Source organism: Paenibacillus sp. FSL k6-2145 (genome assembly GCF_037976585.1).
In the GTDB taxonomy this organism is placed as follows: Bacteria; Bacillota; Bacilli; order Paenibacillales; family Paenibacillaceae; genus Paenibacillus.
The window spans coordinates 2,118,460-2,144,665 of record NZ_CP150267.1 but is presented as its reverse complement, the minus strand read 5'-3'; the positions used below and the strand labels follow the sequence as shown (position 1 = coordinate 2,144,665).

General features: G+C 46.4%; 17 protein-coding genes and 3 rRNA genes. 4 read left to right on the top strand and 16 right to left on the bottom strand.

What is annotated here, in order from left to right:
* Positions 1-219: 219 nt before the first annotated feature.
* On the bottom strand, positions 220-405 hold the full coding sequence (locus NZ043_RS09390) for a sigma factor G inhibitor Gin (RefSeq protein ID WP_017691396.1): 186 nt from the start codon (positions 403-405) through the stop codon (positions 220-222).
* A gap of 500 nt (positions 406-905) precedes the next feature.
* On the opposite strand from NZ043_RS09390, the gene NZ043_RS09385 reads away from it, so the two are divergent.
* A complete protein-coding gene (locus NZ043_RS09385; RefSeq protein WP_036606136.1) occupies positions 906-1,430 on the top strand; it encodes a hypothetical protein in 525 nt (174 codons plus the stop codon).
* A gap of 655 nt (positions 1,431-2,085) precedes the next feature.
* Here NZ043_RS09385 and NZ043_RS09380 read toward each other — a convergent pair.
* From NZ043_RS09380 to gyrA, 6 genes are all read right to left on the bottom strand, one after another.
* Positions 2,086-2,526 carry a hypothetical protein gene (locus NZ043_RS09380; RefSeq protein ID WP_017691399.1) on the bottom strand — a complete coding sequence of 147 codons (441 nt, stop codon included), beginning with the start codon at positions 2,524-2,526 and terminating at the stop codon, positions 2,086-2,088.
* 212 nt (positions 2,527-2,738) lie between these two features.
* A 5S ribosomal RNA gene (gene rrf / locus NZ043_RS09375) occupies positions 2,739-2,855 on the bottom strand.
* Between the two features lie 74 nt (positions 2,856-2,929).
* Positions 2,930-5,856: ribosomal RNA gene (locus NZ043_RS09370) — 23S ribosomal RNA — on the bottom strand.
* A gap of 308 nt (positions 5,857-6,164) precedes the next feature.
* Positions 6,165-7,717: ribosomal RNA gene (locus NZ043_RS09365) — 16S ribosomal RNA — on the bottom strand.
* Together the 16S, 23S and 5S rRNA genes form the textbook arrangement of a ribosomal RNA operon.
* A 465-nt stretch (positions 7,718-8,182) precedes the next feature.
* Positions 8,183-9,304 carry an HD-GYP domain-containing protein gene (locus NZ043_RS09360; RefSeq protein ID WP_339311590.1) on the bottom strand — a complete coding sequence of 374 codons (1,122 nt, stop codon included), beginning with the start codon at positions 9,302-9,304 and terminating at the stop codon, positions 8,183-8,185.
* 223 nt (positions 9,305-9,527) lie between these two features.
* Positions 9,528-12,092 carry a DNA gyrase subunit A gene (gyrA, locus tag NZ043_RS09355; RefSeq protein WP_091035207.1) on the bottom strand — a complete coding sequence of 855 codons (2,565 nt, stop codon included), beginning with the start codon at positions 12,090-12,092 and terminating at the stop codon, positions 9,528-9,530.
* A 425-nt stretch (positions 12,093-12,517) separates the two neighbouring features.
* On the opposite strand from gyrA, the gene NZ043_RS09350 reads away from it, so the two are divergent.
* On the top strand, positions 12,518-13,468 hold the full coding sequence (locus NZ043_RS09350) for a YheC/YheD family protein (protein WP_133386410.1): 951 nt from the start codon (positions 12,518-12,520) through the stop codon (positions 13,466-13,468).
* A gap of 92 nt (positions 13,469-13,560) precedes the next feature.
* Here the strand turns inward: NZ043_RS09350 and gyrB are convergent, their stop codons facing one another.
* From gyrB to NZ043_RS09305, 9 genes are all read right to left on the bottom strand, one after another.
* Positions 13,561-15,471, bottom strand: a complete 1,911-nt coding sequence (gyrB, locus tag NZ043_RS09345; protein WP_091035212.1) for a DNA topoisomerase (ATP-hydrolyzing) subunit B — start codon at positions 15,469-15,471, stop codon at positions 13,561-13,563.
* Between the two features lie 145 nt (positions 15,472-15,616).
* Positions 15,617-15,865: an extracellular matrix/biofilm biosynthesis regulator RemA family protein gene (locus NZ043_RS09340; RefSeq protein WP_017691405.1), complete on the bottom strand. Its 249-nt coding sequence runs from the start codon at positions 15,863-15,865 to the stop codon at positions 15,617-15,619.
* A gap of 13 nt (positions 15,866-15,878) precedes the next feature.
* Positions 15,879-16,991, bottom strand: coding sequence for a DNA replication/repair protein RecF (recF, locus tag NZ043_RS09335; protein ID WP_076216624.1), 1,113 nt, complete (start codon positions 16,989-16,991; stop codon positions 15,879-15,881).
* A gap of 57 nt (positions 16,992-17,048) precedes the next feature.
* Positions 17,049-17,264 carry a S4 domain-containing protein YaaA gene (yaaA, locus tag NZ043_RS09330; protein WP_036611994.1) on the bottom strand — a complete coding sequence of 72 codons (216 nt, stop codon included), beginning with the start codon at positions 17,262-17,264 and terminating at the stop codon, positions 17,049-17,051.
* Positions 17,265-17,280: 16 nt separating this feature from the next.
* Complete coding sequence (gene dnaN, locus NZ043_RS09325; protein WP_017691408.1) at positions 17,281-18,423, bottom strand: DNA polymerase III subunit beta; 1,143 nt, start codon at positions 18,421-18,423, stop codon at positions 17,281-17,283.
* 220 nt (positions 18,424-18,643) lie between these two features.
* Entirely contained in the window at positions 18,644-19,990 is a 1,347-nt protein-coding gene (dnaA, locus tag NZ043_RS09320; protein WP_036611990.1) for a chromosomal replication initiator protein DnaA, read from the bottom strand.
* Between the two features lie 870 nt (positions 19,991-20,860).
* A complete protein-coding gene (gene gntK / locus NZ043_RS09315; protein WP_091035217.1) occupies positions 20,861-22,408 on the bottom strand; it encodes a gluconokinase in 1,548 nt (515 codons plus the stop codon).
* Between the two features lie 66 nt (positions 22,409-22,474).
* Entirely contained in the window at positions 22,475-23,836 is a 1,362-nt protein-coding gene (locus tag NZ043_RS09310; protein WP_091035219.1) for a gluconate:H+ symporter, read from the bottom strand.
* Between the two features lie 210 nt (positions 23,837-24,046).
* Positions 24,047-24,721: a GntR family transcriptional regulator gene (locus NZ043_RS09305; protein ID WP_133386409.1), complete on the bottom strand. Its 675-nt coding sequence runs from the start codon at positions 24,719-24,721 to the stop codon at positions 24,047-24,049.
* A gap of 612 nt (positions 24,722-25,333) precedes the next feature.
* Between NZ043_RS09305 and rpmH the strand changes: the two genes are divergently transcribed.
* Both rpmH and rnpA read left to right on the top strand, forming a co-directional pair.
* The gene (gene rpmH / locus NZ043_RS09300; RefSeq protein WP_017691413.1) at positions 25,334-25,468 is read left to right on the top strand and encodes a 50S ribosomal protein L34; all 135 of its coding nucleotides are present in this window, start codon (positions 25,334-25,336) and stop codon (positions 25,466-25,468) included.
* A gap of 357 nt (positions 25,469-25,825) precedes the next feature.
* A complete protein-coding gene (gene rnpA, locus NZ043_RS09295; protein ID WP_036611981.1) occupies positions 25,826-26,176 on the top strand; it encodes a ribonuclease P protein component in 351 nt (116 codons plus the stop codon).
* The last annotated feature ends 30 nt before the right edge of the window (positions 26,177-26,206 follow it).

Below are 26,206 nucleotides of genomic sequence, written 5' to 3'. Positions count from 1 at the left end.
GCGCTTCAAAATGCTTCCTAATCCAAGGAACGCACTTCTTCCCCATCTCCACACGCTCTACTGCAAATGATCTATACCATTATATCAGCATACGCCTTCCCAAGATGGCAAACAAGACAATCTCTCCTCTTAAAAACAGAAAAAGGCCCATTGGGCCTCTATGCACATCAGCATCGTTACAATGTGATGTTTCGCTTCTACTTCTATGAGCAACATTCATTATGCGTTTTTTTGTACCCAAATTTGCTTCATTTGATGAATAAAATAATTGTACTTGGCATCCTGCGCGTCGGTATGAACCATTTCTGCTTCACAAGTGTCACATATGAATTCAGATACAATAAAAATGCCTTCTCTTTTTCTTTGCTCGCAGATAATACATGTGTGTTCGGCATGTTCTTCCATGAACCATCCCACCTTGTTTTACGTTTACTATCAGTATTGCACAGTTTCTATTATTTTAAACATTTTCATAGTGCTTTCTTTCTATAAAATATATATATTCGCCCACCCCCTCTTGGGTGTCTGTACCGAAAAATACATTCATTCTCCCTACAAGAACATTCACTTGCTTATGTAATACAGTTATCCTACATTCCACCGCATTTACCTCTACATCACGCATCCCTTGGCCTGACTCAAACTTATATTCAATTTCCTTAAAAAAACTTGGAATATCAGCCGATATATAATACATGATAACGATATCAAAGCCTGACAGTCCGTGTATTCGGGAGTATACTGAGATAAGCTCCGTCGAATCTCAATATCTTGTACAATCGTCATGGCGTGAGATACAAGGTTCATATATACATACATGCATGGTTCATTCCCTTTTACTCGTGTAAGAAAAATGAATACCCACTCCCACACAAACGTGAATCCGAAGGAGGATATATAATCGTATGATCGCCGAACCGGAGAATAAAGCAACATTTTATCAATACCGGCTTCTGAAAAAAAAGGCTATCGCCCGCAGTGTCATTTACAGCTATCTGTGTCTGCCGGTCATCATGCTCTTATTCAATCTACTTGCATTCTCCTGGACTGGCCTCTTCTTTTTTGTACTGGCAGGTCCAATCACCATTTGGATTCATTATGTCATCGCCAGAACGATATTACTGCTGGTCCGTACCTCTTACGCCAAACGCTGGCGCTGGAATATGCGTATGCCCTGGTTAGGTTATATCCCTGATCAGCATTTCAGCTTCCGTATGTTTGTCCGGGTACACCTTAACATGAGCTGGATTGGATTATGTATCATTACAGTATGTTTGATATGGTCGCCGTTATCCTTCACCCTCTCGCTGATCTTCTGGCATTTGTGGTTGCTGGGTCCTCGCTTGTATGTTGTAATGGTACTCTCCCGTGAGCGCAAAGATGGACTCATCAAATTGAATGAACAAGATGTTTCATACTATCTGCAATAACACTCCCTCGTTTATGCAATACTGAATGTACCTCACTTACCTGTAATACATAATCGCTGAGCCCTTCGAATAATCTGGTGCAAAATCATGATCGTGTATCGTTCAGTTGACTCAGCCTCACATGCTCAAATAAAGGTTTATCCACAGTGGATAACCTTTATTTATCGTCCACTTCTTATCCCTTATCCACAGTATGGGTATAGTAAAATGAGTTATCCCCACTCGAGACTCCGTTCTTCTCCTCTTTGCCTGCGGCTGCTCGATATCCTCATAGCCCCAGATATCTCGTAGATCGTACATCTTTGAGCAATCTCTTGCTCAGTCTCAGCTCTATCTGCCTTCTAGCTGATTTCCATCAGCCGTTCATTACTTCAATACCTTTATACAACTTATATCACTCTCCTTCTATTTTTAACGCTCTACACTCCCCTATGCTTCAAGCACACACACCACCTATACATGTACGAAAGAAACTGCTCATTCCTTCTGAATCTGTATGACCTCTGATCCACCATACATGATAGCTTCTCCCATCATTACTAAAGCCTAATTCGCTAAATAACAAAAAGCCCCCGATCAAGTACACGGGAGCTTTACTATATTATAAGGAACATCACAACGTTAATTAATCATATACAACCTTACCCGCAACAGCTCAATCGTCTTCAGCCAATGATTTAACTGTCGTTTGAGTAGCATCATTTCTAGGAACCATTAGTGTAAAGGAACCATCATGTACTGCTAAATGCACAGTATGTCCTTCCTTTGCAAATACACGCAAGGTACTGGATTCATTGGATGTACCCTTGGCTTGCCTCTCTGTCCAACCCCAGCTTTTAATCTCGTCTAGATATACCTCAGGCAAGCTAGTACTCTCACTAATACCAGACAGCGTATATCGAACATAATCCATATCCGAATTATTTTCAGACTGGTCAGATTTATTCGCTACTTTAGGCACCGGAAAACTCTTCTCGTTCACCGCACCTTCATATGAAGTCCATACAGATCCTGATGCTTCACCGCATCCTGCCAGAACAACGGTCAAACAAAGCAACAGAAATGATTGTAGTCCAAGTCTCCGCCAACTTAACACACACACCCTCCTTTTCACAGCTGCACATTCCAGCTCTGTGGTCAGGTACTTTTAGCATATTTAACATAGTCCTATTATACTGGTTTTGCAACTGTTATCCGTAACAAAAATGTTACCTTCCAATATCGATCATGTCAGAGCTTCCGCTCATCGTATCTAATCCTTATAAACAAATAAAAACCACCACCGAATAACATCGGCAGTGGTTCTTTGCTTGGCGGCGTCCTACTCTCCCAGGACCCTGCGGTCCAAGTACCATCGGCGCTAGAGGGCTTAACGGTCGTGTTCGGGATGGGTACGTGTGGAACCCCTCCGCCATCGCCACCAAACGCGTAGCTTACATTTCAGAGATCGTTCTCTGAAAACTAGATTCGAAACGAAACACGCGATTTAGAACTTGCAATTGGATAAGCCCTCGACCGATTAGTACTGGTCAGCTCCATGCATTGCTGCACTTCCACCCCCAGCCTATCTACCTCGTCGTCTTCAAGGGGTCTTACATACTGGGAAATCTCATCTTGAGGGGGGCTTCACGCTTAGATGCTTTCAGCGTTTATCCCGTCCGTACATAGCTACCCAGCGGTGCTCCTGGCGGAACAACTGGTACACCAGCGGTACGTCCATCCCGGTCCTCTCGTACTAAGGACAGCTCCTCTCAAATTTCCTACGCCCACGACAGATAGGGACCGAACTGTCTCACGACGTTCTGAACCCAGCTCGCGTACCGCTTTAATGGGCGAACAGCCCAACCCTTGGGACCTACTTCAGCCCCAGGATGCGATGAGCCGACATCGAGGTGCCAAACCTCCCCGTCGATGTGGACTCTTGGGGGAGATAAGCCTGTTATCCCCAGGGTAGCTTTTATCCGTTGAGCGATGGCCCTTCCATGCGGTACCACCGGATCACTAAGCCCGACTTTCGTCCCTGCTCGACTTGTAGGTCTCGCAGTCAAGCTCCCTTATGCCTTTGCACTCTTCGAATGATTTCCAACCATTCTGAGGGAACCTTTGGGCGCCTCCGTTACTCTTTAGGAGGCGACCGCCCCAGTCAAACTGCCCACCTGACACTGTCCCCGCACCGGATTACGGTACCAGGTTAGAACCTAGATACGATCAGGGTGGTATCCCAACGTTGCCTCCACGCAAGCTGGCGCTCACGCTTCAAAGGCTCCCACCTATCCTGTACAGATCGTACCCAAATTCAATATCAAGCTGCAGTAAAGCTCCATGGGGTCTTTCCGTCTTGTCGCGGGTAACCTGCATCTTCACAGGTATTAAAATTTCACCGGATCTCTCGTTGAGACAGCGCCCAAGTCGTTACGCCATTCGTGCGGGTCAGAATTTACCTGACAAGGAATTTCGCTACCTTAGGACCGTTATAGTTACGGCCGCCGTTTACTGGGGCTTCGGTTCACAGCTTCGGGATTACTCCCTAACCACTCCCCTTAACCTTCCAGCACCGGGCAGGCGTCAGCCCGTATACTTCGCCTTACGGCTTCGCACAGACCTGTGTTTTTGCTAAACAGTCGCTTGGGCCTTTTCACTGCGGCCCCTCGTGCTATTCACACTACCGGGGCACCCCTTCTCCCGAAGTTACGGGGTCATTTTGCCGAGTTCCTTAACGAGAGTTCTTCCGCGCGCCTTAGAATACTCTTCTCGCCTACCTGTGTCGGTTTGCGGTACGGGCACCTTCACCTGGCTAGAGGCTTTTCTTGGCAGTGTGAGATCATGACCTTCGCTACTATAATTTTCGCTCCCCATCACAGCTCAGCCTTACAATGTGCGGATTTGCCTACACATCAGCCTTACTGCTTAGACGGACATCCATCAGTCCGCGTCACTACCCTACTGCGTCCCCCCATTGCTCATAACGGCTTACGGTGGTACAGGAATTTCGACCTGTTGTCCTTCGACTACGCCTTTCGGCCTCGCCTTAGGTCCCGACTTACCCTGAGCGGACGAGCCTTCCTCAGGAACCCTTAGGCTTTCGGCGGATCAGATTCTCACTGATCTTTTCGTTACTCATACCGGCATTCTCACTTGTATAATGTCCAGCGCTCCTTACGGTACACCTTCAACCCTTATACAACGCTCCCCTACCCCTGATGCAAAGCATCAAGCCATAGCTTCGGTGGTGTGTTTAGCCCCGTTACATTTTCGGCGCAGAGTCACTCGACCAGTGAGCTATTACGCACTCTTTCAATGGTGGCTGCTTCTAAGCCAACATCCTGGTTGTCTGTGCAACTCCACATCCTTTCCCACTTAACACACACTTGGGGACCTTAGCTGATGGTCTGGGCTGTTTCCCTTTTGACAATGGATCTTAGCACTCACTGTCTGACTCCCGGAAGTAAGTCTATGGCATTCGGAGTTTGACTGAGCTTGGTAACCCTTGCGGGCCCCGCACCCAATCAGTGCTCTACCTCCACGACTCTGTTTTCCGAGGCTAGCCCTAAAGCTATTTCGGGGAGAACCAGCTATCTCCGAGTTCGATTGGAATTTCTCCGCTACCCCCACCTCATCCCCGCATTTTTCAACATGCGTGGGTTCGGGCCTCCAGTGCGTGTTACCGCACCTTCACCCTGGACAGGGGTAGATCACCCGGTTTCGGGTCTACGTCCACGTACTAAGTCGCCCTATTCAGACTCGCTTTCGCTGCGGCTCCGGCTCTTCACCTTAACCTTGCACGGGAACGTAACTCGCCGGTTCATTCTACAAAAGGCACGCCATCACCCCTAAAACGGGCTCTGACTTTTTGTAAGCACACGGTTTCAGGTTCTATTTCACTCCCCTTCCGGGGTGCTTTTCACCTTTCCCTCACGGTACTGCTTCACTATCGGTCGCTAGGAAGTATTTAGCCTTGGCAGATGGTCCTGCCGGATTCATACGGGGTTTCACGTGCCCCGCACTACTCGGGATCCGTCTCGGAGGGAACAGACTTTCAACTACAGGGCTTTTACCTTCTTTGGCGGGCCTTTCCAGACCTCTTCGCTTAACCGGTTCCTTTGTAACTCCATGTGAGACGTCCCACAACCCCAAAGAGCAAGCTCTCTGGTTTGGGCTTCTCCGCGTTCGCTCGCCGCTACTGACGGAATCACTATTGTTTTCTCTTCCTCAGGGTACTTAGATGTTTCAGTTCCCCTGGTATGCCTCTACACAACCTATGTATTCAGTTGTGAGTAACTGGAAATTACCCCAGCTGGGTTTCCCCATTCGGACACCCCCGGATCAAAGCTTGCTTACAGCTCCCCGAGGCAGTTTCGTTGTTCGCCACGTCCTTCATCGGCTCCTAGCGCCTAGGCATCCTCCGTGTGCTCTTAGTAGCTTAACCTCGTGCTCCGGTTTCGACTGCTCGCTTCCCTTGTTTTGCTTACGCAAAGCCAAAAGTCGCTCCCATTCGATACCATCGTACGTGCAATCTACCTTATAAAAACACTTCACTTGTTTACACAAGATCAGCTTAAAGGAATGTTCTAATTCGCGTTTGTTTCGTTTCGATATCTAGTTTTCAAAGAACAAGCTCCATGCAAAAGCAAGCTGTTTGAGAGTTTGAGCTCTCAAAACTGAGCAACGAGTGAGTGTTTTTGCAGCTAAGCTGCATATTTGAATGTTTCCGTTGCAGGAAACGATTCTCCATAGAAAGGAGGTGATCCAGCCGCACCTTCCGATACGGCTACCTTGTTACGACTTCACCCCAATCATCTATCCCACCTTCGGCGGCTGGCTCCTTGCGGTTACCCCACCGACTTCGGGTGTTATAAACTCTCGTGGTGTGACGGGCGGTGTGTACAAGACCCGGGAACGTATTCACCGCGGCATGCTGATCCGCGATTACTAGCAATTCCGACTTCATGCAGGCGAGTTGCAGCCTGCAATCCGAACTGAGACCGGCTTTGTTGGGATTGGCTCCATCTCGCGATTTCGCAGCCCGTTGTACCGGCCATTGTAGTACGTGTGTAGCCCAGGTCATAAGGGGCATGATGATTTGACGTCATCCCCACCTTCCTCCGGTTTGTCACCGGCAGTCTATCTAGAGTGCCCACCCGAAGTGCTGGCAACTAAATATAAGGGTTGCGCTCGTTGCGGGACTTAACCCAACATCTCACGACACGAGCTGACGACAACCATGCACCACCTGTCTTGAATGTTCCGAAGAAAAGGTACATCTCTGTACCGGTCATTCAGATGTCAAGACCTGGTAAGGTTCTTCGCGTTGCTTCGAATTAAACCACATACTCCACTGCTTGTGCGGGTCCCCGTCAATTCCTTTGAGTTTCAGTCTTGCGACCGTACTCCCCAGGCGGAGTGCTTAATGTGTTAACTTCGGCACCAAGGGTATCGAAACCCCTAACACCTAGCACTCATCGTTTACGGCGTGGACTACCAGGGTATCTAATCCTGTTTGCTCCCCACGCTTTCGCGCCTCAGCGTCAGTTACAGCCCAGAGAGTCGCCTTCGCCACTGGTGTTCCTCCACATATCTACGCATTTCACCGCTACACGTGGAATTCCACTCTCCTCTTCTGCACTCAAGTCACCCAGTTTCCAGTGCGATCCGGGGTTGAGCCCCGGGATTAAACACCAGACTTAAATGACCGCCTGCGCGCGCTTTACGCCCAATAATTCCGGACAACGCTTGCCCCCTACGTATTACCGCGGCTGCTGGCACGTAGTTAGCCGGGGCTTTCTTCTCAGGTACCGTCACCTTGAGAGCAGTTACTCTCCCAAGCGTTCTTCCCTGGCAACAGAGCTTTACGATCCGAAAACCTTCATCACTCACGCGGCATTGCTCCGTCAGGCTTTCGCCCATTGCGGAAGATTCCCTACTGCTGCCTCCCGTAGGAGTCTGGGCCGTGTCTCAGTCCCAGTGTGGCCGATCACCCTCTCAGGTCGGCTACGCATCGTCGCCTTGGTGAGCCGTTACCCCACCAACTAGCTAATGCGCCGCAGGCCCATCCCCAAGTGACAGATTGCTCCGTCTTTCCAGTTTCCTTCAGGCGAAGAAAACAACTATTCGGTATTAGCTACCGTTTCCGGTAGTTGTCCCAAACTTGAGGGCAGGTTGCCTACGTGTTACTCACCCGTCCGCCGCTAACCATCAGAGAAGCAAGCTTCTCTTCAAGTCCGCTCGACTTGCATGTATTAGGCATGCCGCCAGCGTTCGTCCTGAGCCAGGATCAAACTCTCCAATAAAGTATTGAAAAGAGCGATAAGCTCATTTTGAATCTGACGAGATTAAAAATCTCATTTGTGCTCCAGTTGATTCAAGCCAAGGCTTGTCTCTAACTTTCGCGTTCATTCTGCAAGCAGAATGTTTACTCACTCGTTGTTCAGTTTTCAAAGATCAAACTTGTTCTGTTACCGAATGTCGTTCTCTTCAGCAACTTTTATATCTTATCACATCCGAACCAACTTTGCAAGCTCTTTTTTTAAGTTTCTTTCGAATCTTATTTTGTTTGCTTGCCGCACCGTGTAAACCGTGTTTTCTTGGCCGGAATTAGAATATACCATGTACAGATTTACATTGCAAGTCTTTTTTTGAGTAATGATATATATATCTATATTATTTCTGTTTTTCTACATTCCCACACTTATCTCACTTAAAAGGCCCCTCTATAAAAGAAAGGCCCTCTCTTCAATTTACTTTAATATCTATTGTTATCCGATAACCTCTTGGATGTGAAGCTGCCGTTGCTGCATCAGGTTAATGATGGTTCCTTCTACTGACACCATAGGCCGTGTAGGAGGATGATCTCGATCAGAGAATACGATCTCTCCAATTTGGTTATTGCTGAGTTTTACTCGGATGCCATTATGGATCTGGGTCGAACGTTGGACAAATACTCTTACAATTGCAGGATCCAATTTCCCAAATGCCTCACTTTGGATCTGTTCTAGAACTAGGTATGGTGATTGTGCCTTGCGGTAGATCTTCTCCAGCGTCATGGCGTGGAAAATATCAGCGATAGCTACAATCTTGGCATAAATATGAATCTGCGTACCACTAAGCTGCAACGGGTAGCCTGATCCATCAACCTTTTCATGATGCTGCAAAGCTGCAAGTCTGGCTCCCTCATTAATGGCCTTTGCCTGTTTAAGGATCTGATAACCATATTTCGTATGCTGGCGAATCTCTTCCTGCTCTGTAGCCGTCAACGTGGATGGTTTATGGAGAATCTGCGGATCTACCTTGTTGTTACCAATATCATGGAACAAACCTGCAAAAGCAACTTGCATCCAATCCTTGGAGGGCAGATCGATCCATTGAGCCAGTTGATACGATGTGATCGCACTCAGTACGGCATGGTGATATACATAATCATGTTCTTGCATTACTCGTGGACTGAAGGTAAGCACATTATATTGTTTGAGATGTGCAAACACAGCCTCCAACTGTGTACGTAACTCATAGACCGGCAATTCAGCCGCCAGAGAGGACAGGAAAGCATTTTTCGTTAGTCCGACCATCTTTTCATACTCATCCTGCAAAGACGTTACTACAGGAGCTGTGGTGACGTTCCCTGTCTTCCCTGCCCGTTCACCACTCTTGTCATTGGCAGAACTTCCTGCGGACACAGAGGCACCTTTGGTTGCTGTACTACTCGACGCCATTCTTTCTTGTTCAATATCTACCTGTTGAATCATAAAGGCTCTGAGCACTTCCATATCCTTGGGTAAAATAACTTTTCCCTTCTGAAGCAGAACGTTGCCGCGAAGTGTTTGCACATCACTCCCAAGTTTGAGTCCTGGTTTGACTTCTGACAGGGTGATTAATCCCATGTGTATTCCCCTCACTCATCGTTCTTCTATGTTAATAACAAACAAGACCATAGTCCCGGTTTTTCATGATATTTCCCATTATATTACTCAGGAATCAGGCTGTACATCCCAGATTCGGAAGAATAAAAGGAGAGTTTCCTTTATACAAACAAAAGGGCTCCCTGTGGGAGCCCTCGCAATCTTCTTCCAATCTCCAAGAGATCAGTCTTTATAGAATTCTATTTTATGCTTCCGAACCGGAATCGTCGTCGCCCTCAACTTCATTAACGTCAGCATCAGAAACGGTGCCTTCTTCCAAGCTTACTACCGGAGCTTGGGACTCCTCGCCTTCCAAGCCTTCAAGCGACTCATCGTCTGGTTCCTCTTCATTTTTGTCAATTCGGCTGACTGTAGCTACTGAATCCTCGTCACGAATATGAATCAGCTTCACACCCTGCGTGTATCGACCCATAGTGGATATGCCTTCCATGCTCATCCGGATCAACGTACCGCTAGACGTGATAATCATCAGATCCTCTTCGGTTTTAACCATTTTGAGGCTGACTACTGCGCCGTTCTTCTCTGTGACATTAATAGTCTTGATCCCTTTACCGCCACGAGTCTGCATCCGATAATCACTGACAGGTGTACGTTTACCGTAACCTTTTGCTGTAACGATCAGAACATCAAGCTCTTTATCAACTACATCCATGCCGATAACAGCATCCTGTTCATCCAATGTAATCCCTTTGACCCCGGTTGCGCTACGTCCCATGGAACGTACGTTACCTTCGGAGAAGCGAATAGACATTCCGTGAGCTGTACCCATGATGATCTCTTGCTGTCCATCGGTCAGCTTAACATCGATCAGAACGTCATCATCACGTAAGGAAATACCGATCAAGCCGCCTTTGCGAATATTGGTGTAATCCTCAAGTGGCGTCTTCTTCACAACCCCTTGGCGGGTAGCAAAGAACAAGTATCTGTCACTTTCGAATTCCTGAACCGGAATTACGGCATTGACCGATTCGCCCTGCTCGATCTGGATCAGGTTGATAATCGGCGTTCCCCGTGCGGTACGTCCAAGCTCTGGAATCTCGTATGCTTTGAGACGATACACTTTACCTTTGTCAGTGAAGAACATGAGGTAATTGTGAGAGTTGGTCACGAACAGATGCTCAACAAAGTCGGTATCTTTCGTATCCATACCCACGACCCCACGTCCGCCACGTTTCTGGCTGCGGTATGTGGATACCGGCAGACGTTTCACGTATCCTGTATGGGTAATCGTAATGATAACCTCTTCACGTGGAATCAGGTCCTCATCCAGAATACTCTCTTCACCTACAGTGATCTCTGTACGACGATCATCGCTGAAGCGGTCACGGATCTCTTGCAACTCCGTACTGATAATCTCAAGCACCAGATGCTCATTGGCCAGAATCTCGCGATACTCTCTGATTTTGACCATCAGTTCGTTATATTCATTTTCAATACGTTCGCGTTCCAGACCTGTGAGGCGTTGCAAACGCATATCGAGAATAGCTTGAGCCTGATCATGACTGAGTGAGAAGCGCTCAATCAAACCTTCTCTTGCTGCATCCGCATTACTGGATGAACGAATCAACGTAATAATCTCGTCGATATGATCCAGCGCAATACGCAAGCCCTCTAAAATGTGTGCACGAGCTTCAGCCTTTTTCAGTTCAAACTGCGTACGTCTGCGAATAACCTCAATCTGATGCTGCAGGTAGTGATACAACACTTCACGCAAGTTCAGAATTTTAGGTTCTTTATTAACAATCGCGAGCATGTTAATCCCAAAAGTGGATTGCATCGATGTATGTTTGTAAAGGTTGTTCAGGACAACCCCCGGATTCACGTCTCTGCGAAGCTCAATTACAACCCGCATACCATTACGGTCAGACTCATCACGAAGGTCAGTAATACCATCAATCTTTTTATCACGTACCAACTCGGCGATTTTCTCAACGAGTCTCGCCTTGTTCACCTGATAAGGCAGCTCTGTAACGATAATACGCGCCTTGTTGTTGTTCTCTTCGATGTTGGTTTTGGCCCGCATCGTTACTGAACCACGTCCGGTCTGATACGCTTGGCGAATGCCTGAGCGGCCCAAAATGTAGCCGGACGTAGGGAAGTCTGGTCCTTGAATGTAATCCATGAGTTCCATGGATGTAATATCCGGATTTTGAATCATGGCCTGTACACCATCAATGACCTCGCCCAGATTATGAGGAGGAATATTGGTGGCCATACCTACCGCGATCCCGCCGACCCCATTGACAAGCAAGTTAGGAAAACGAGCAGGTAGAACGATTGGCTCATGTTCCTCGCCGTCATAGTTCGGTTGGAAATCAATCGTATCCTTGTTGATATCTCTAAGCATTTCCATAGCAATCTTGGACAAACGTGCTTCGGTGTAACGCATGGCTGCTGCCATATCGCCATCGACCGATCCAAAGTTACCATGTCCATCTACATGCATATAACGCAGGGAGAAATCCTGTGCCATCCGGACCATCGTCTCGTAAACAGCAGAGTCACCGTGTGGGTGATACTTACCGATAACTTCACCGACGATTCTGGCTGATTTTTTATGTGGTTTATCAGGTGTCATGCCGAGCTCTGACATCGCGTACAGAATACGCCGGTGAACCGGCTTCAATCCATCACGCACGTCAGGTAAGGCACGGCTAACGATGATGCTCATCGCATAATCCATAAACGATTCACGCATCTCGACGCCTATATCCCGATCTGTAATCTGAGAGTTCATTTCTTCCGCCATGCTGGACCTCCTTCTTGTCCTTCAACAAACGTTCCATTCCGTCATACAAAAAATTGATTATATGTGAAAAGCCTAACAAGGCTAAAACCGCGCAAGAACGCTACTCTTTATTATATTACTTTCACAAAAGTTACACAATTAAACGTCCGCTGGGCAATAGCCTTTCTTCCGGGAACTTCTGCGTGTCTGGGGATACGCCCTGCCTTCCTCCCCAATTGCACATACAATGCTAGAAAAACGGCATATGTACTGTGCCTACCGAGGCTAAAGCCATTCCCGTCCTACGATCAAACTGCAAATTGTACAGCTCATCGCACAAAACGCCATATTTCTCTATTATACCACTGAAATCGTCTCTTGTCCTTTGATTTCTCCGTGTCTGTCCCTCTTTAGAACTGAGCAAAACATGAAAGGACTGATGAATATTGGGTATCCAACGCGTCTCCAGCAAATGGGCCAAAACAGCTGTGTTACAACGCAGTCGCATTGTGAATGAATATATCCCAGTGACCCGAAAATATAGCCGTCAAACTCTCGAACGAATGACTGAATTATTTGAGTCAAACTATATCAAACCAGACCGTGGTACTTACGGTAATGGCGTTATGCGAGTAAAAACAACCCGTTTATACGAACCTGTCGTTAATTCCGAAGATTCCACCACAGATGCGGAGGTTCCGGAAGAAACCAATGAGCCGAACGTACCCGATGATGAACCCGAAGCAAGTGCTGTTATCTTCAGAGATACCTATCTCACTACAACATATCAACTCCAATACGGTACAGAGGAGAGATCATTTCATTCCCTGGACGAACTCGAACGAGCACTGAATGATCGCATTCAGGAACGTGATTATATCATTCAACAAGGAATTTCGCTGATGAAGCATGAAGATTTGCCTTTTGACTTGCGTGTGTTAACTCAGAAAAATCTGCAACACAACTGGGAAACAACAGGTATTTTGGGACGTGTTGCTGCCCCGGGCAAAATCATCACCAACATTCATGGTGGCGGACGATTGGCCACGTTTGAAGAACTCGTACTCCCCCATCTTCACCAGGATGGCTTCAAAAAACTTCGCACTGAACTGTACCGCTTAGGTATTCATACCGCTGTGCAATTGCAAACATCATTTCCAAGGCTCAAAGAGATTGGTATTGATATTGCGCTAGACGAAGCAGGGCGTCCCTGGATTCTTGAAGTCAACACACTGCCAGGCATTTATGCCTTTGGTTTATTACCGGACAAGGAGGCATACCGGAAGATCAAACGTTATGCGATTGCATACGGTCGTTTGCCCTCCAAAAAGGGTAAAAGCTCTCGTACATCCCCTAAAGCACAAGCCTCGTCTGCCAAAAAACGTGTACGCAGATAACAAAGGGATAAGGAAGTCTAAGTATTCGCCTTCCCTGTTCATACTTTCCCTAATATAAAAAAGGCGCCCTCTCAGGCGCCTCTTCGAATGTGTTAAATGTCGAGGTTTTTCACGTATTTTGCATTTTCCTGGATAAAGTCACGACGCGGTTCAACGTTATCCCCCATCAGGGTGTCAAACATTGCATCAGCAAGGATGGCATCATTAATCGATACTTGCATCATGGTCCGACTCTCCGGATCCATCGTTGTTTCCCACAATTGTCCGGCATTCATCTCGCCAAGACCTTTGTAACGCTGAACGTTGAATTTTGCATTTTCGCCGAGCGTTGCAATAATTTCATCACGCTCTTTCTCGGAACCGGCATAACGAATCACTTTGTTACGCTCAATCTTGAACAATGGCGGTTGTGCAATATATACATAACCTGCCTCAATGATTTTGCGCATGTACCGATACAGGAATGTCAGCAATAGTGTTCGGATATGAGCACCATCGACGTCGGCATCGGTCATCAAAATGATTTTGTGATAGCGGGCTTTGGCAATATCGAAGTCATCACCAATACCTGTACCCATTGCCGTAATAATTGCTCTAATCTCCGCATTACCCAAGATCCGGTCGAGACGAGCTTTTTCCACGTTCAGAATCTTACCACGCAACGGCAAAATCGCTTGGAAATGACGATCCCGGCCTTGCTTTGCTGAACCGCCTGCAGAGTCACCTTCGACGATGTACAATTCACTGATTGAAGCATCCTTGGATGAACAGTCTGCCAGTTTACCTGGAAGTGAGCTTACTTCGAGTGCACCTTTACGACGTGTCAGTTCACGGGCTTTACGGGCAGCTTCACGCGCACGTGCTGCTTGCAGACCTTTTTCCAAAATGCGACGGGATACGGAAGGATTCTCTTCCAGGAACTCCTGCAGCTTCTCGGCAAACAAGGATTCGACAATCCCACGCACTTCGCTGTTGCCCAGCTTGGTCTTTGTCTGTCCTTCAAATTGCGGCTCCGGAATCTTGACCGAAATAATAGCTGTCAAGCCTTCACGCACGTCATCCCCGGAAAGGTTACCCGTGCTGTCCTTGATTACCCCCGCCTTACGGGCGTAGTCATTGATAATCCGCGTAAGGGCACTCTTGAAACCTGATTCATGCGTTCCGCCCTCATGCGTGTTGATATTGTTCGCGAAGGAATAGATATTCTCGGTGTAGTTGTCATTGTATTGCAGGGCAACTTCCACCTGGATGTTATCTCTGGAACCTTCAACGTAAATTGGATTCTCATGTAGTACTTCACGCTTCTGGTTGAGGAAGGAGACGTATTCGATAATGCCGCCTTCATACAGGAATGAGTTGGTTGCACCTGTACGCTCATCCGTCAGTGTAAGACCAATACCCTTGTTCAAGAACGCCAGCTCACGAATACGGGCCAGCAAGATGTCATATTCATAAACTCTTGTTTCCGTGAAAATTTCAGGGTCCGGATGGAATCTAACCGTTGTTCCTGTTTCGTCGGTTGTACCGATTACTTTCAGGTCATACTGTGGAGCTCCACGGCGATATTCCTGTTGATAGATATGTCCCTCACGTTTAACCGTTACAACCACTTTTTCAGAGAGTGCATTCACAACGGACACACCAACACCATGCAAACCACCGGATACTTTATATCCGCCGCCACCAAATTTTCCCCCTGCATGGAGGACAGTCATAACTACCTCAAGTGCAGGACGTTTCATTTTGGTATGTTCGCCGACAGGAATACCCCGTCCGTTATCGACTACAGTCACGCTATTGTCTTCATGGATACTGACCTCAATGTGGTCGCAGTAACCTGCAAGCGCTTCGTCAATACTGTTGTCCACTACTTCCCAGACCAGATGATGCAGACCCTTGGAACTGGTGGAACCGATATACATCCCCGGACGCTTCCGTACGGCTTCCAATCCTTCAAGGACCTGAATTTCATTCGCATCATATGACGGTTGATTCATAGACATGCCTTTCACCTACTTCTATAGATTCAATATCGTAAATATGCGTTAACTAATAATGTTTGCTGAAATAGGCAACGTCCTTCATTTCAGCTAGCTATCCAAATTTAAAGACAAGCAGCAAAAGATACATCTTTTATGCCACACAACGCTAAAGATCCGGAAAAATGTGAGCCCGCTTCTTCAGCGTGGCTGAGGAAATAGGCGAGTAGTACACAATGTTTTTGGTCACCACAATGGACTTGGCTTCCTCTTCGCCGATGTGTTCCACTGTTTTTTCCTGCTCGGCATGCGTGACATACTGCTTGGAGATCTTTGAGGATTTTTCAATCGATATATCAAAAATAGCGACCAATTCGGAAGAACGGATGATCTTCTCACCGCCCAGATGAATGTACATAAGCCCTCACTCCTTAGCGTTCAACCTGTCCGGCATGAACGTGATAAATACTGGCATCTTTGAGCTTGTCAACGTTCAGGCTCTCAATCCCCGTAGCCGTAATAAAGGTTTGCACCTTGCTCTGGAACGTTTCGATCAGCTGCGTCTGGCGAAAAGGGTCCAGCTCGGACAGAACATCATCCAGCAACAGAACTGGATATTCTCCGATTTCTTCATGAATCAGTTCAATTTCCGCAAGTTTAAGGGACAACGCCGTTGTGCGCTGCTGCCCCTGCGAGCCATATGTTTGTACTTCCCGATCGTTAATGAAAAAGGACAGGTCATCCCGATGCGGCCCACTAAGGGTTGTGCCTCGGCGAATCTCCTGCTCTTTCATTTGTGATAATTTTATCATAAATTGGTCCATTAAGACAGCTTCATCTTCCTCAGCGGCTTCGCTGAAGGAAGGAAGGTAGGCCAGCCGCAAGACTTCTCCGCCTCCGGTGATCCCCTGATGAATCGTTTCTGCCCACTTTTGCAGTTTCTTTATGAATTGTTTCCTTTTTTTGACGATTTTAACACCATGCTCAACCAGTTGTTCGTTCCACACCTCAAGCATGGTCTGGGCTGATGCCCCTTGTCCCCATAACTGCTTAAGCAAATTGTTTCGTTGGACGAGCACTTTCTGGTATTGCTGCAGGTGATACAGGTAACCTGGTGCAACCTGTCCGATCTCCATGTCAAGAAACCGGCGGCGGACCCCCGGTGTGCCTTTTACAATCTCCAGATCCTCCGGTGCAAACATCACAACATTGAGCGCTCCGACAAAATCACTTAACTTGCGCTGCTCCAGGCCGTTAATCTTTGCTTTTTTGCCTTGTTGCGACAAAGATAGTTCAAGCTTGACCGATCCGTACTTTTTGTCGACCTCTGCTGCAAGTCTGGCACGTTCCTCACCGAAACGGATTAACTCCTTGTCACGGGATGTACGGTGGCTCTTGGTGAGTGCAAGTACAAAAATCGCCTCTGCAAGATTGGTCTTGCCTTGGGCATTTTGCCCGATCAACAAGTTTACGGGACCAAAAGAATCCAGTCTCAGATGTTCATAATTGCGGAAATTCTGCAGATCAATGCTGTTCACAAACACGCGGTAACCTCCCTTTTATCCCGTCCGTCAGGAGGCAGCAGGATCGAACTGGTCTTGTTATTCTGCAGCAACTTCGAATGTGCCTTCTCCGTCCACTTCAACGATATCCCCAGGGTATAACTTACGTCCCCGGCGTTCCTCAGGCTCTTTATTCACACGTACAAGACCTTCCTGAAGCAAAGCTTTGGCCATACCTCCGGTTGGGATGCAATCAGCCAGTTTCAAAAATTGATCAAGCTTAATATATTCCGTACGAATCGTAACTTGGTTCACTGTGATCTTCCTTTCGTTAGTTGGTCGTCCGATATGGCAATATCACGTAAAGGCTGTGACTGTCATCCAGCGGTTTCAAGATGATTGGACTCATGACTCCTGTAAAAGCGATCATCAGCTGTTCACTTTCAACAACTTTCAGCACATCCAGCATGTATTTGGAGTTGAACGAGATTTTTAACGGATCTCCTGTAAACTCGGCAGGTTCGATTTCTTCTCTTACTTTACCTAGCTCGGAAGAGCTTGAAGAAATTTCAACGGATCCCGAATCCATCGTTTGCATACGCACGATGTTTGTTTTCTCTTCACGCGACAGCAAATAAGCCCGGTCAATGGATTCACTTAATTTTTTTGTATCTAAAACAAGTTCTGTTTTGTATGACGTTGGAATAATTCTAGAAGTATCCGGGTATGTTCCGTCCAAAATACGGGAGTAGAACAATACACGGTCGATTTTGAACAGGACTTGGTTATCTGCAACAACGATATCCACAAGGGTATTTTGATCCGGAACAATTTTGCTGAGCTCGTTCAGCGTTTTACCGGAAATAACTACGTTGTTGAAGCGGATACCTTCTGCATTATCCAGCATTGCTGATCGAGTAGCAAGACGGTGACGGTCTGTTGCCACAAATTTCAATTCGTTGTCACCTAAACTCCAGAGTACACCTGTCAGGATTGGAGTAGTCTCATGTGTGGAAATGGAGAAGACCGTTTGTTTGATCATATTTTTCAGCAAATCTCCTGGAATGGAGACGGTTTGGTTTTCTTCGATGCTTGGCAGTACCGGGAATTCTTCCGGATCAAGACCTACCAGTTGAATTTCGGTAGCACCTGCGGAGATAAAGGTGTTGAAATTCTCTTTGACTTCCATGTGCACTTCCTGTGAAGGCAGCTTCTTGATGATCTCCACAAAAAACTTGGCTGGCAAAACTACACTGCCAGGTTGATCTACCTGAACTACGCTTTTATCTCCATCTTCAAGCGGGATGAAGGATTGAATGGATATATCGGTGTCACTTGCTGTCAATGTTACACCTTGATGATTCACGTCGAATTTGATACCGCTCAGAATCGGAATTGTTGTACGGCTCGAGATCGCTTTGGATACTTGCTGTATGGAATCGTTCAAGTAGTTTTTCATTATGCTGATTTTCATGGTTTCACTCCTAGCTGATTTTTTGGGTGTTGGGGTGTTAAAAGGTGTTTTTCAAAGGCCGAAGGCTAAGCTCCGAAATGGCTATTTTGGAGATGATATCTTTAAGATCTTTTTAGTAATAATAGTAATAGGGGCACTGAATATGTGGATAAGTGGGTATAAACCCGTACACCCAAGCCTATCCACATGTGTATACGTTGTGCATAGGCTTGGGACTTGTTCAGGTTGGATTCTTAATTTTTTCGGTTAAGTTGTTGATAACTTTATAGAGATCCTGATCGTTTTTAATCGCTTGGGAGATTTTTTCGTGAGCATGTATGACAGTGGTGTGATCTCGTCCTCCGAATGCTTCCCCGATTTTGGGCAGAGAAAAGTCTGTCAGTTCACGAGAGAGATACATGGCAATCTGTCTTGGGAAAGCAACTGCCTTGGTCCGTTTCCGTGCTTTGAAATCTTCAAGCTTAAGGCTATAATACTCGCCGACCTTTTGTTGGATGTCATGAATAGTGATCATTTTGGGACGACTGGAAGGAATAATATCCTTGAGTGCTTCAGCTGCCAGATGAGTGGTTACATCTTGATTAGTCAGTGAAGAATAAGCAACAACCCGAATCAGGGCGCCTTCCAGTTCACGGATGTTGGTGTCAATCTGGTTGGCAATGTACATCATCGCTTCATTCGGAATATCCAAGTTTTCCGCACGTGCCTTTTTCCGCAAAATTGCGATCCTTGTCTCCAAATCTGGAGGCTGGATATCCGTGATTAACCCCCATTCAAAGCGAGAACGAAGTCGTTCTTCCAGTGTCGGAATTTCCTTCGGTGGTCTGTCGCTGGAGATGATGATCTGCTTCCGTTCCTCATGCAGCGCATTAAACGTATGGAAAAATTCCTCTTGTGTTGATTCTTTTCCCGCCAAGAACTGAATATCATCAATGAGCAAGATGTCGACGCTCCGGTATTTGTTACGGAAGCTCTCCCCGCGGTTGTCACGGATCGAGTTAATGAATTCGTTCGTGAATTTCTCAGACGACAAATAAACGACTTTGCTGCCCGGATCATGCTCCAGAACGTAATGTCCGATCGCATGCATCAAGTGAGTTTTACCGAGTCCTACTCCTCCATACAGGAAGAGAGGATTGTAAGCTTTGGCGGGCGCTTCAGCGACCGCCAGCGATGCGGCATGGGCAAAACGGTTGCCCGGCCCGATGACAAATGTATCGAACGTATATTTCGGATTCAGCATGCTGAGTACCGCTTCTTCTTGTACAACTGTAGGCGTTGGTGCCGGCAGTTGTGGGTCCGGTTCAGCAGGCTTGTTCTCTTCAATGACAAATTTCACATCGACTTGCTTGCCAAGCAGCTCGTATACCGTCGAGCCAACCAATTTGGTGTAACGGCTCTCCAGCCATTCGACGGCAAACGTGGTTGGTGCGGAAATGACGATTGAACGGTCATTTAGCTTGGTGGCTTTGGTTGCTTTGAACCAGGTGTCAAAGCTGGGTTTGCTGAGTTTGTTTTGTATGATTGATAAAATTTGCTGCCATAAATCAGAAGTATGGCTGTCCACAGACTGTCACTCCTTTTACATGTTCCAAGTGTGGCTTAAGCCATGATGCAGTGTCGAAATACGAGATATATTGTTGAATTTATCCCCAAACCCCCGCAGGTCGAAAACAAAAAAAGTATGAACAACGGAAAATTGTTCACAACTTTATCCACAGGCTGTTGATAATATTATGGGTCAGATCACATATTCACATCCAAAAGTAATACAATCATAGCAAAAGAAACCCCGCATTTCAACGTATCGCGTGATTTTATCCACAAATTCAATAACTTGTGTATAATTTTTAGTCACAACACAATATATTGTTTATAAACTGTTTAATTTTCGACAGAAAGACCCAAAAAGCAAAAATGTTTTATACACAGGTTATCCGTCAAATGATGCCAAATTGTGTGTAAAAGTATTCTTCGTTTGTGAATAACCTGTCTGTGGATAACCGTGAAGTGAAAATGAAGCATTCTCGAGATCGGAAAAAGAGTGACCTCTCACCCTCGTGTTTTTCTTACCAATGGGGCGATGATGAAAGCGACAAATTCAGTGTCAGGATGAGAGACGGAGAGGGGAGTAAACTCATGCCTTTAATTGAACAAGATCAGTGGTGTATTTTCTAAGCAGATGGTAATTCTGTGATGGCAATGTATAAGAATAATGGACCAAGAGGACTTCATTTTAAGACATATGTAATGTGAATTATCCGGAATTAAGAGGTAAGGTGATAATCAAATATGGAGGTTGAAGTATATGATTTTATAATATGAATTCAAAGGATAGATTATGCGTGTATAGCAAAAGAGGGTGTCGCCCAAAACCGATTTCTGGTTTTGGGCGACACCCTTTTTTTGGTGCAGACACGAACTATGGATTGATGATTTAGAGACGGGGAAGGGACATCTTACGCTGGAATTCAGCGATATCTGCGTATTCCTCTTCCAGTTTGCGAGAGATCCGAATAAAGATGGGCAGCAACTCCTGGTAGAGAACAGCATTCTCTTTGACAGGGGTATGCCGATGCGTTGTACCGACCATGGAAGAAACGGCATGAAGCGATTGGATTCGCCCTGTAGCGTACAAACCAAGCACGACGGCACCCAGACAGGAACTTTCGAAGCTCTCGGGTACAACCACTTCCTGATTGAAGATATCGGACATCATCTGGCGCCAGAGAGGAGATCGCGCAAACCCACCTGTGGCTTGAATGGAGGTAGGTTGCCCAATCTGTTCTTCCATGGCGAGCAGTACCGTATATAGGTTGAAAATAACCCCTTCCAGAACAGCACGGATCATATGCTCTTTCTGGTGATGGAGTGTTAAGCCAAAAAAGGAACCACGGGCATCCGGATTCCACAATGGGGCACGTTCGCCCGAAAGGTACGGATGAAACAGAAGTCCTTCCGATCCCGGGCGGACACGTTCCGCAATTTTGGTTAGAACATCATAGGAATTGATGCCAAGTCGCTTCGCTGTCTCCACTTCAGACGCGGCGAATTCATCCCGCACCCAGCGAAACAGCATGCCACCGTTATTCACAGGCCCACCAATAACCCAAAGATTCTCTGTAAGGGCGTAACAGAACGTACGACCTTTGGGGTCGGTAACCGGACGGTCCACGACTGTACGAATGGCCCCGCTGGTTCCGATGGTTGCTGCGACAACACCAGGTTCAATGGCGTTTACGCCGAGATTGGATAAAACCCCGTCACTTGCGCCAATAACAAAGGGCGTAGAGGGGGAGAGAGCCATTTTTTCAGCCGATTCGTGATTCATTCCTTCTAATATATGTGTTGTAGGTACGAGCTTCGAGAGATGGTCGGGTGTAATGCCTGCAATCTCAAGGGCTTCTGCGTCCCAGTCCAGTTGTTCCAGATTGAGCAAGCCCGTGCAGGAAGCGATGGAATGGTCGACGACATATTGTCCGAATAGACGGAAGAACAGATATTCTTTAATCGAAATAAATTTGGCGGTACGCTCAAAAAGTTTAGGTTCATCGTGGCGCAGCCACATTAATTTGGTCAGTGGTGACATGGGATGGATCGGTGTACCTGTGCGCAGATAGATGCGATGGCCCAATCCATTCTCTTGCAACTGGGCAGAAAATGCCGCACTACGATTATCCGCCCAGGTGATGCAACGGGTTAAGGGTGTGTTATCCTGTCCCATGGCAATGACACTATGCATAGCTGAGCTGCAGGATACAAACAGGATCTGCTCGGTAGCAACGCCGCTCTGATCCATGACTCCTCGGACAGAGCGGAGGGCTGCTTGCACAATCTCTTCAGGGTCCTGCTCGGCAACATCGGGTGCAGGGGTATACAAAGGGTATTCCTGCGTTGAGGTACTGACGACGGAGCCTTGCTCGGTAAATAATACGGATTTGGTACTGGTGGTACCAATATCGATCCCAATCATGTAGTTGTTCATATATTTAATCCTTCTTTCTCCAGAAAGCGATGAGATTTTAATTTCTTTCTACTATATAGAGTCCATTTATACCACTGTGCTCAGGAGCAAAATAAAGATCAGTCCCACCACGGATAATAGTGTTTCCATAACGGTCCACGTTTTCAATGTCTGGGAAACGCTCATATTAAAGAATTCTTTGATCATCCAGAATCCTGCATCGTTCACATGGGACAAGATGAGTGACCCTGCACCTGTGGCGAGTACAACCAGCTCAATATTGACACCTGGTGTGAGTGCAAGCACTGGAGCGACAATGCCGGCAGCAGTTGTCATAGCTACGGTTGCTGAACCGGTAGCTACACGAATGAGCGCAGCGACAAGCCAGGCAAACAGGATCACGTTGATGTTAGCATGGGTAGCGACATCAGCAATGGCGTTGCCCACACCACTATTGATCAATACCTGTTTGAAGGCACCGCCTCCGCCAATAATGAGAATGATGGTCGCCGTAGGCGCCAGACATTCACTGGTGAAGCGAGAAATATCGTGTTTGGTGAATCCACGTGCAAAGCCGAGTGAAAAGAGGGCAAATACAACTGAAATCAGCAGAGCAATGATCTCATGACCGATAAATTCACTGAAAACGGTGAAGCCGCTTGTTGCATTTGGGTCAATGATGCTGGCTATGGAACCAATCAGCATCAGAATTACCGGCAGCAATATGGTAAACAGGGTGATACCAAACCCAGGCATGTTGCTGTTTGTTTTGGTTGCGAATTGTTCAGCCAGTTCAGCTGGCGGTTCGGTGTGTATTCTTTTGCCAATAAATTTACCAAACAAAGGACCTGCAATAATCGCTGTAGGAATACCAACAATAAGGGAGTACAAAATGGTTTTACCCAGATCCGCACTGTAGGCTTCAATCGCTATCATTGGCGCTGGGTGGGGTGGGACCAAACCGTGTACAGTCGACAGACCTGCCAAAATGGGAATACCAATCTGCAGCAGAGACATATTGGTTTTACGTGCAACGGTGAAAATGATGGGAATCATCAAAATCACGCCGACTTCGAAGAAAACGGGAATACCGACGATAAATCCAACAATCATCATGGCCCAGTGCACACGTTTCACACCGAACCGATCAACCAATGTAGTTGCAATGCGCTCGGCACCGCCAGATTCGGCCATCATCTTACCAAGCATCGTACCGAGAGCAATAACAATTGCAATGGTTCCAAGTGTGCCGCCAAGTCCCCCGGTAATGGAAGAGATCACATCGGCAGGTTTCATGCCTGTAAGCAAACCGAGCATTAATGCGGACAACAGCAGGGTGATGAAGGGATTCCATTTATACTTGGAAATCAAGACGATCAGAAAAACGATCGCAATTAACGTCCAAACCAATAATGTTGCGTTGTGGGATAGTCCAAAAAGAGTGCTCATGATGTTGTGTGCTCCTTTATTTCTGATATAGAACGCTTACAAGTGAAATTATCGTCAACAATTAAATTTGTGCAGGTACTGAAAAAGAGGTGTTGGCGAGAAATGTAGTTTTATCATGCCCAAATTTGAAACAAAATGTATTTTGTATACTTGTCGACAAGTTAAGCCGCAATCATTCACGATGGATATGATTGCAAACGCCTTGCTCCTTTAGGAATCAAAGCTTTCGTGCAGGGTTTTACCAGAATCTTGAAAATACGTGCGGACTCCAGCCTGAATGAGCATTTTGTCACCAGACTCCAGTGCTTCAACAAGCAAACGGTGTTTCTCAATTACAGCGCTTACTTTCTGCTCGCCTTGAACGAATACTCTGCGCGTTGTGAGCAGCATAACGGTCATCACAACATATCGAATACTCTTCCATAGATGTGAAATACGGGAATGCTGAGCAGCTTCAATAATGGTCTCGTGGAAAATGAGATCCTGATAGGCGAATTCGACGGCGTCCTGATGCCGTCCAGCAAGTTGCATTTTGTCGATCACGTTACGCAGCTGGGTGATTAATGATTCTGGGACATCACCAGCGAGTCGTTGCTGCACAAAACTTTCAATCAGGAAACGGACATCATACAATTCTTCGACATCCTTAATTCGTAGTCCAATGACAACGACACCCATACGTTCAAGTCGAATAAGTCCTTCATTGGACAAAGTTCGTAACGCTTCACGGACAGGTGAACGACTGCTGTCAAAATCAGCCGCAATTCGATTTTCCGACAAAATCTCTCCAGGTCGAAGGGTACCGCTGATGATCCGCAGCCTTAATTCGCAGGCAATGGCTTCACCACGAGAAGCCCCTTGAAGCCAGGAAGAAGGAAATAACATATGGCTAACGCTCCTATTAATAAGTAATCAGTTCATTACTGATCATAGCATAACTATTTTGCGGACTGGACATTCAGTTCAATCCATAGTCTGTAGCTACAAGCTAACGGCTAATGTTTTTTTCAAAGGACTACTAAAGGCGGGTAAGTAAATCAGCTTCATCCATATACTTGTATACAAGATGTGATTTTTATCCTACACCTTTCTCAAAAGCTTGTAAACCTTAATTGAAGCGGATACAACCTGATTAGAATTCGACGATATTTATAGCCTATAATCATTATCCACATGTGAATAACTTTAAACAGGATGTAATGAAGGAGATAACAGGCATTGGAGGTTGTGGATAACTATAAATGCTGAAATATGGCGATCTGATCAGGGTCTGGGGATAACTTTCAGAACTCTCTTCGGGGCTTGGTAATGGTATTCTAGTGAACGGACTGTGGTCATTACTTTGAGTGGGATGGAGAGTGTATATAAAAGAGGGAGAAGCCTTGCGCCTTGCAGTTGACTTTTCCAGGTGATCATGGTTAAATATATAAAGGTGTTTTCTGTGAAGATGAAAGTGATTCATCACATAAGTATTTCCTTGTGAGGAGGTGCAATACATTGAGACCTACATTCAAACCGAACGTTAGCAAACGTAAAAAAGTTCATGGTTTCCGGAAAAGAATGAGCACGAGCAACGGCCGTAAAATTTTGGCCGCACGTCGCCTTAAAGGCCGTAAAAACCTGAGTGCTTAATGCATTGAAGACCACCGAGGTGGTCTTTTTTTTCTTAATTAGCTCAAATCAGACTGGATGCTGCTACAGATCAGGTCTGAATGGTCTGCGAAAAAGTGCTGAACACATATGATGTATGTTGAGTGAGTTTTCCATTTTTCGAAAACTTACCTTATATAATGATGAATCGTTGATAGGTTTAAATGGCCAATCAACATTCATCCCGGATGAATGCGGATCAGTTCAAGTAGCTGATTAACAATCATCCCAAATGAAGTTGTCGCCAAGACGGTTTACCGTCATTCAAGAAAGCCTATACTAAATCAGTAATGAGGCCTCCGTCAATAACATTGGTGGAGAACAGCAAGGAGAAGCGCCGTGTATAAAAGACTGCGTCTACGAAACCGGGCGGACTTTAGCCGCGTATACCGGTATGGGAAATCGTTTGCCAATCATCAATTCGTGGTGTATGGCTGTCGCCGTAAAGATACGGAACAATTTCGGGTCGGCGTATCATGCAGCAAGAAAATCGGAAACGCTGTCGTACGCAACCGGATGAGACGCATGATCAAGGAAATTGTTCGTCATCATGAGCATGAGATCGTCACGCAGATGGATCTGATTTTTATCGTCAGAAAAGGTGCACTGGACATGCCCTATAAGGAAATGGAAAAAAGCCTGCTACATGCGATGCGAAAGGGCTCTCTTTTGAAGTCGAGCAAGCGGTAAGCTTCGGTTTATTTGTCCTCCTAATTATGG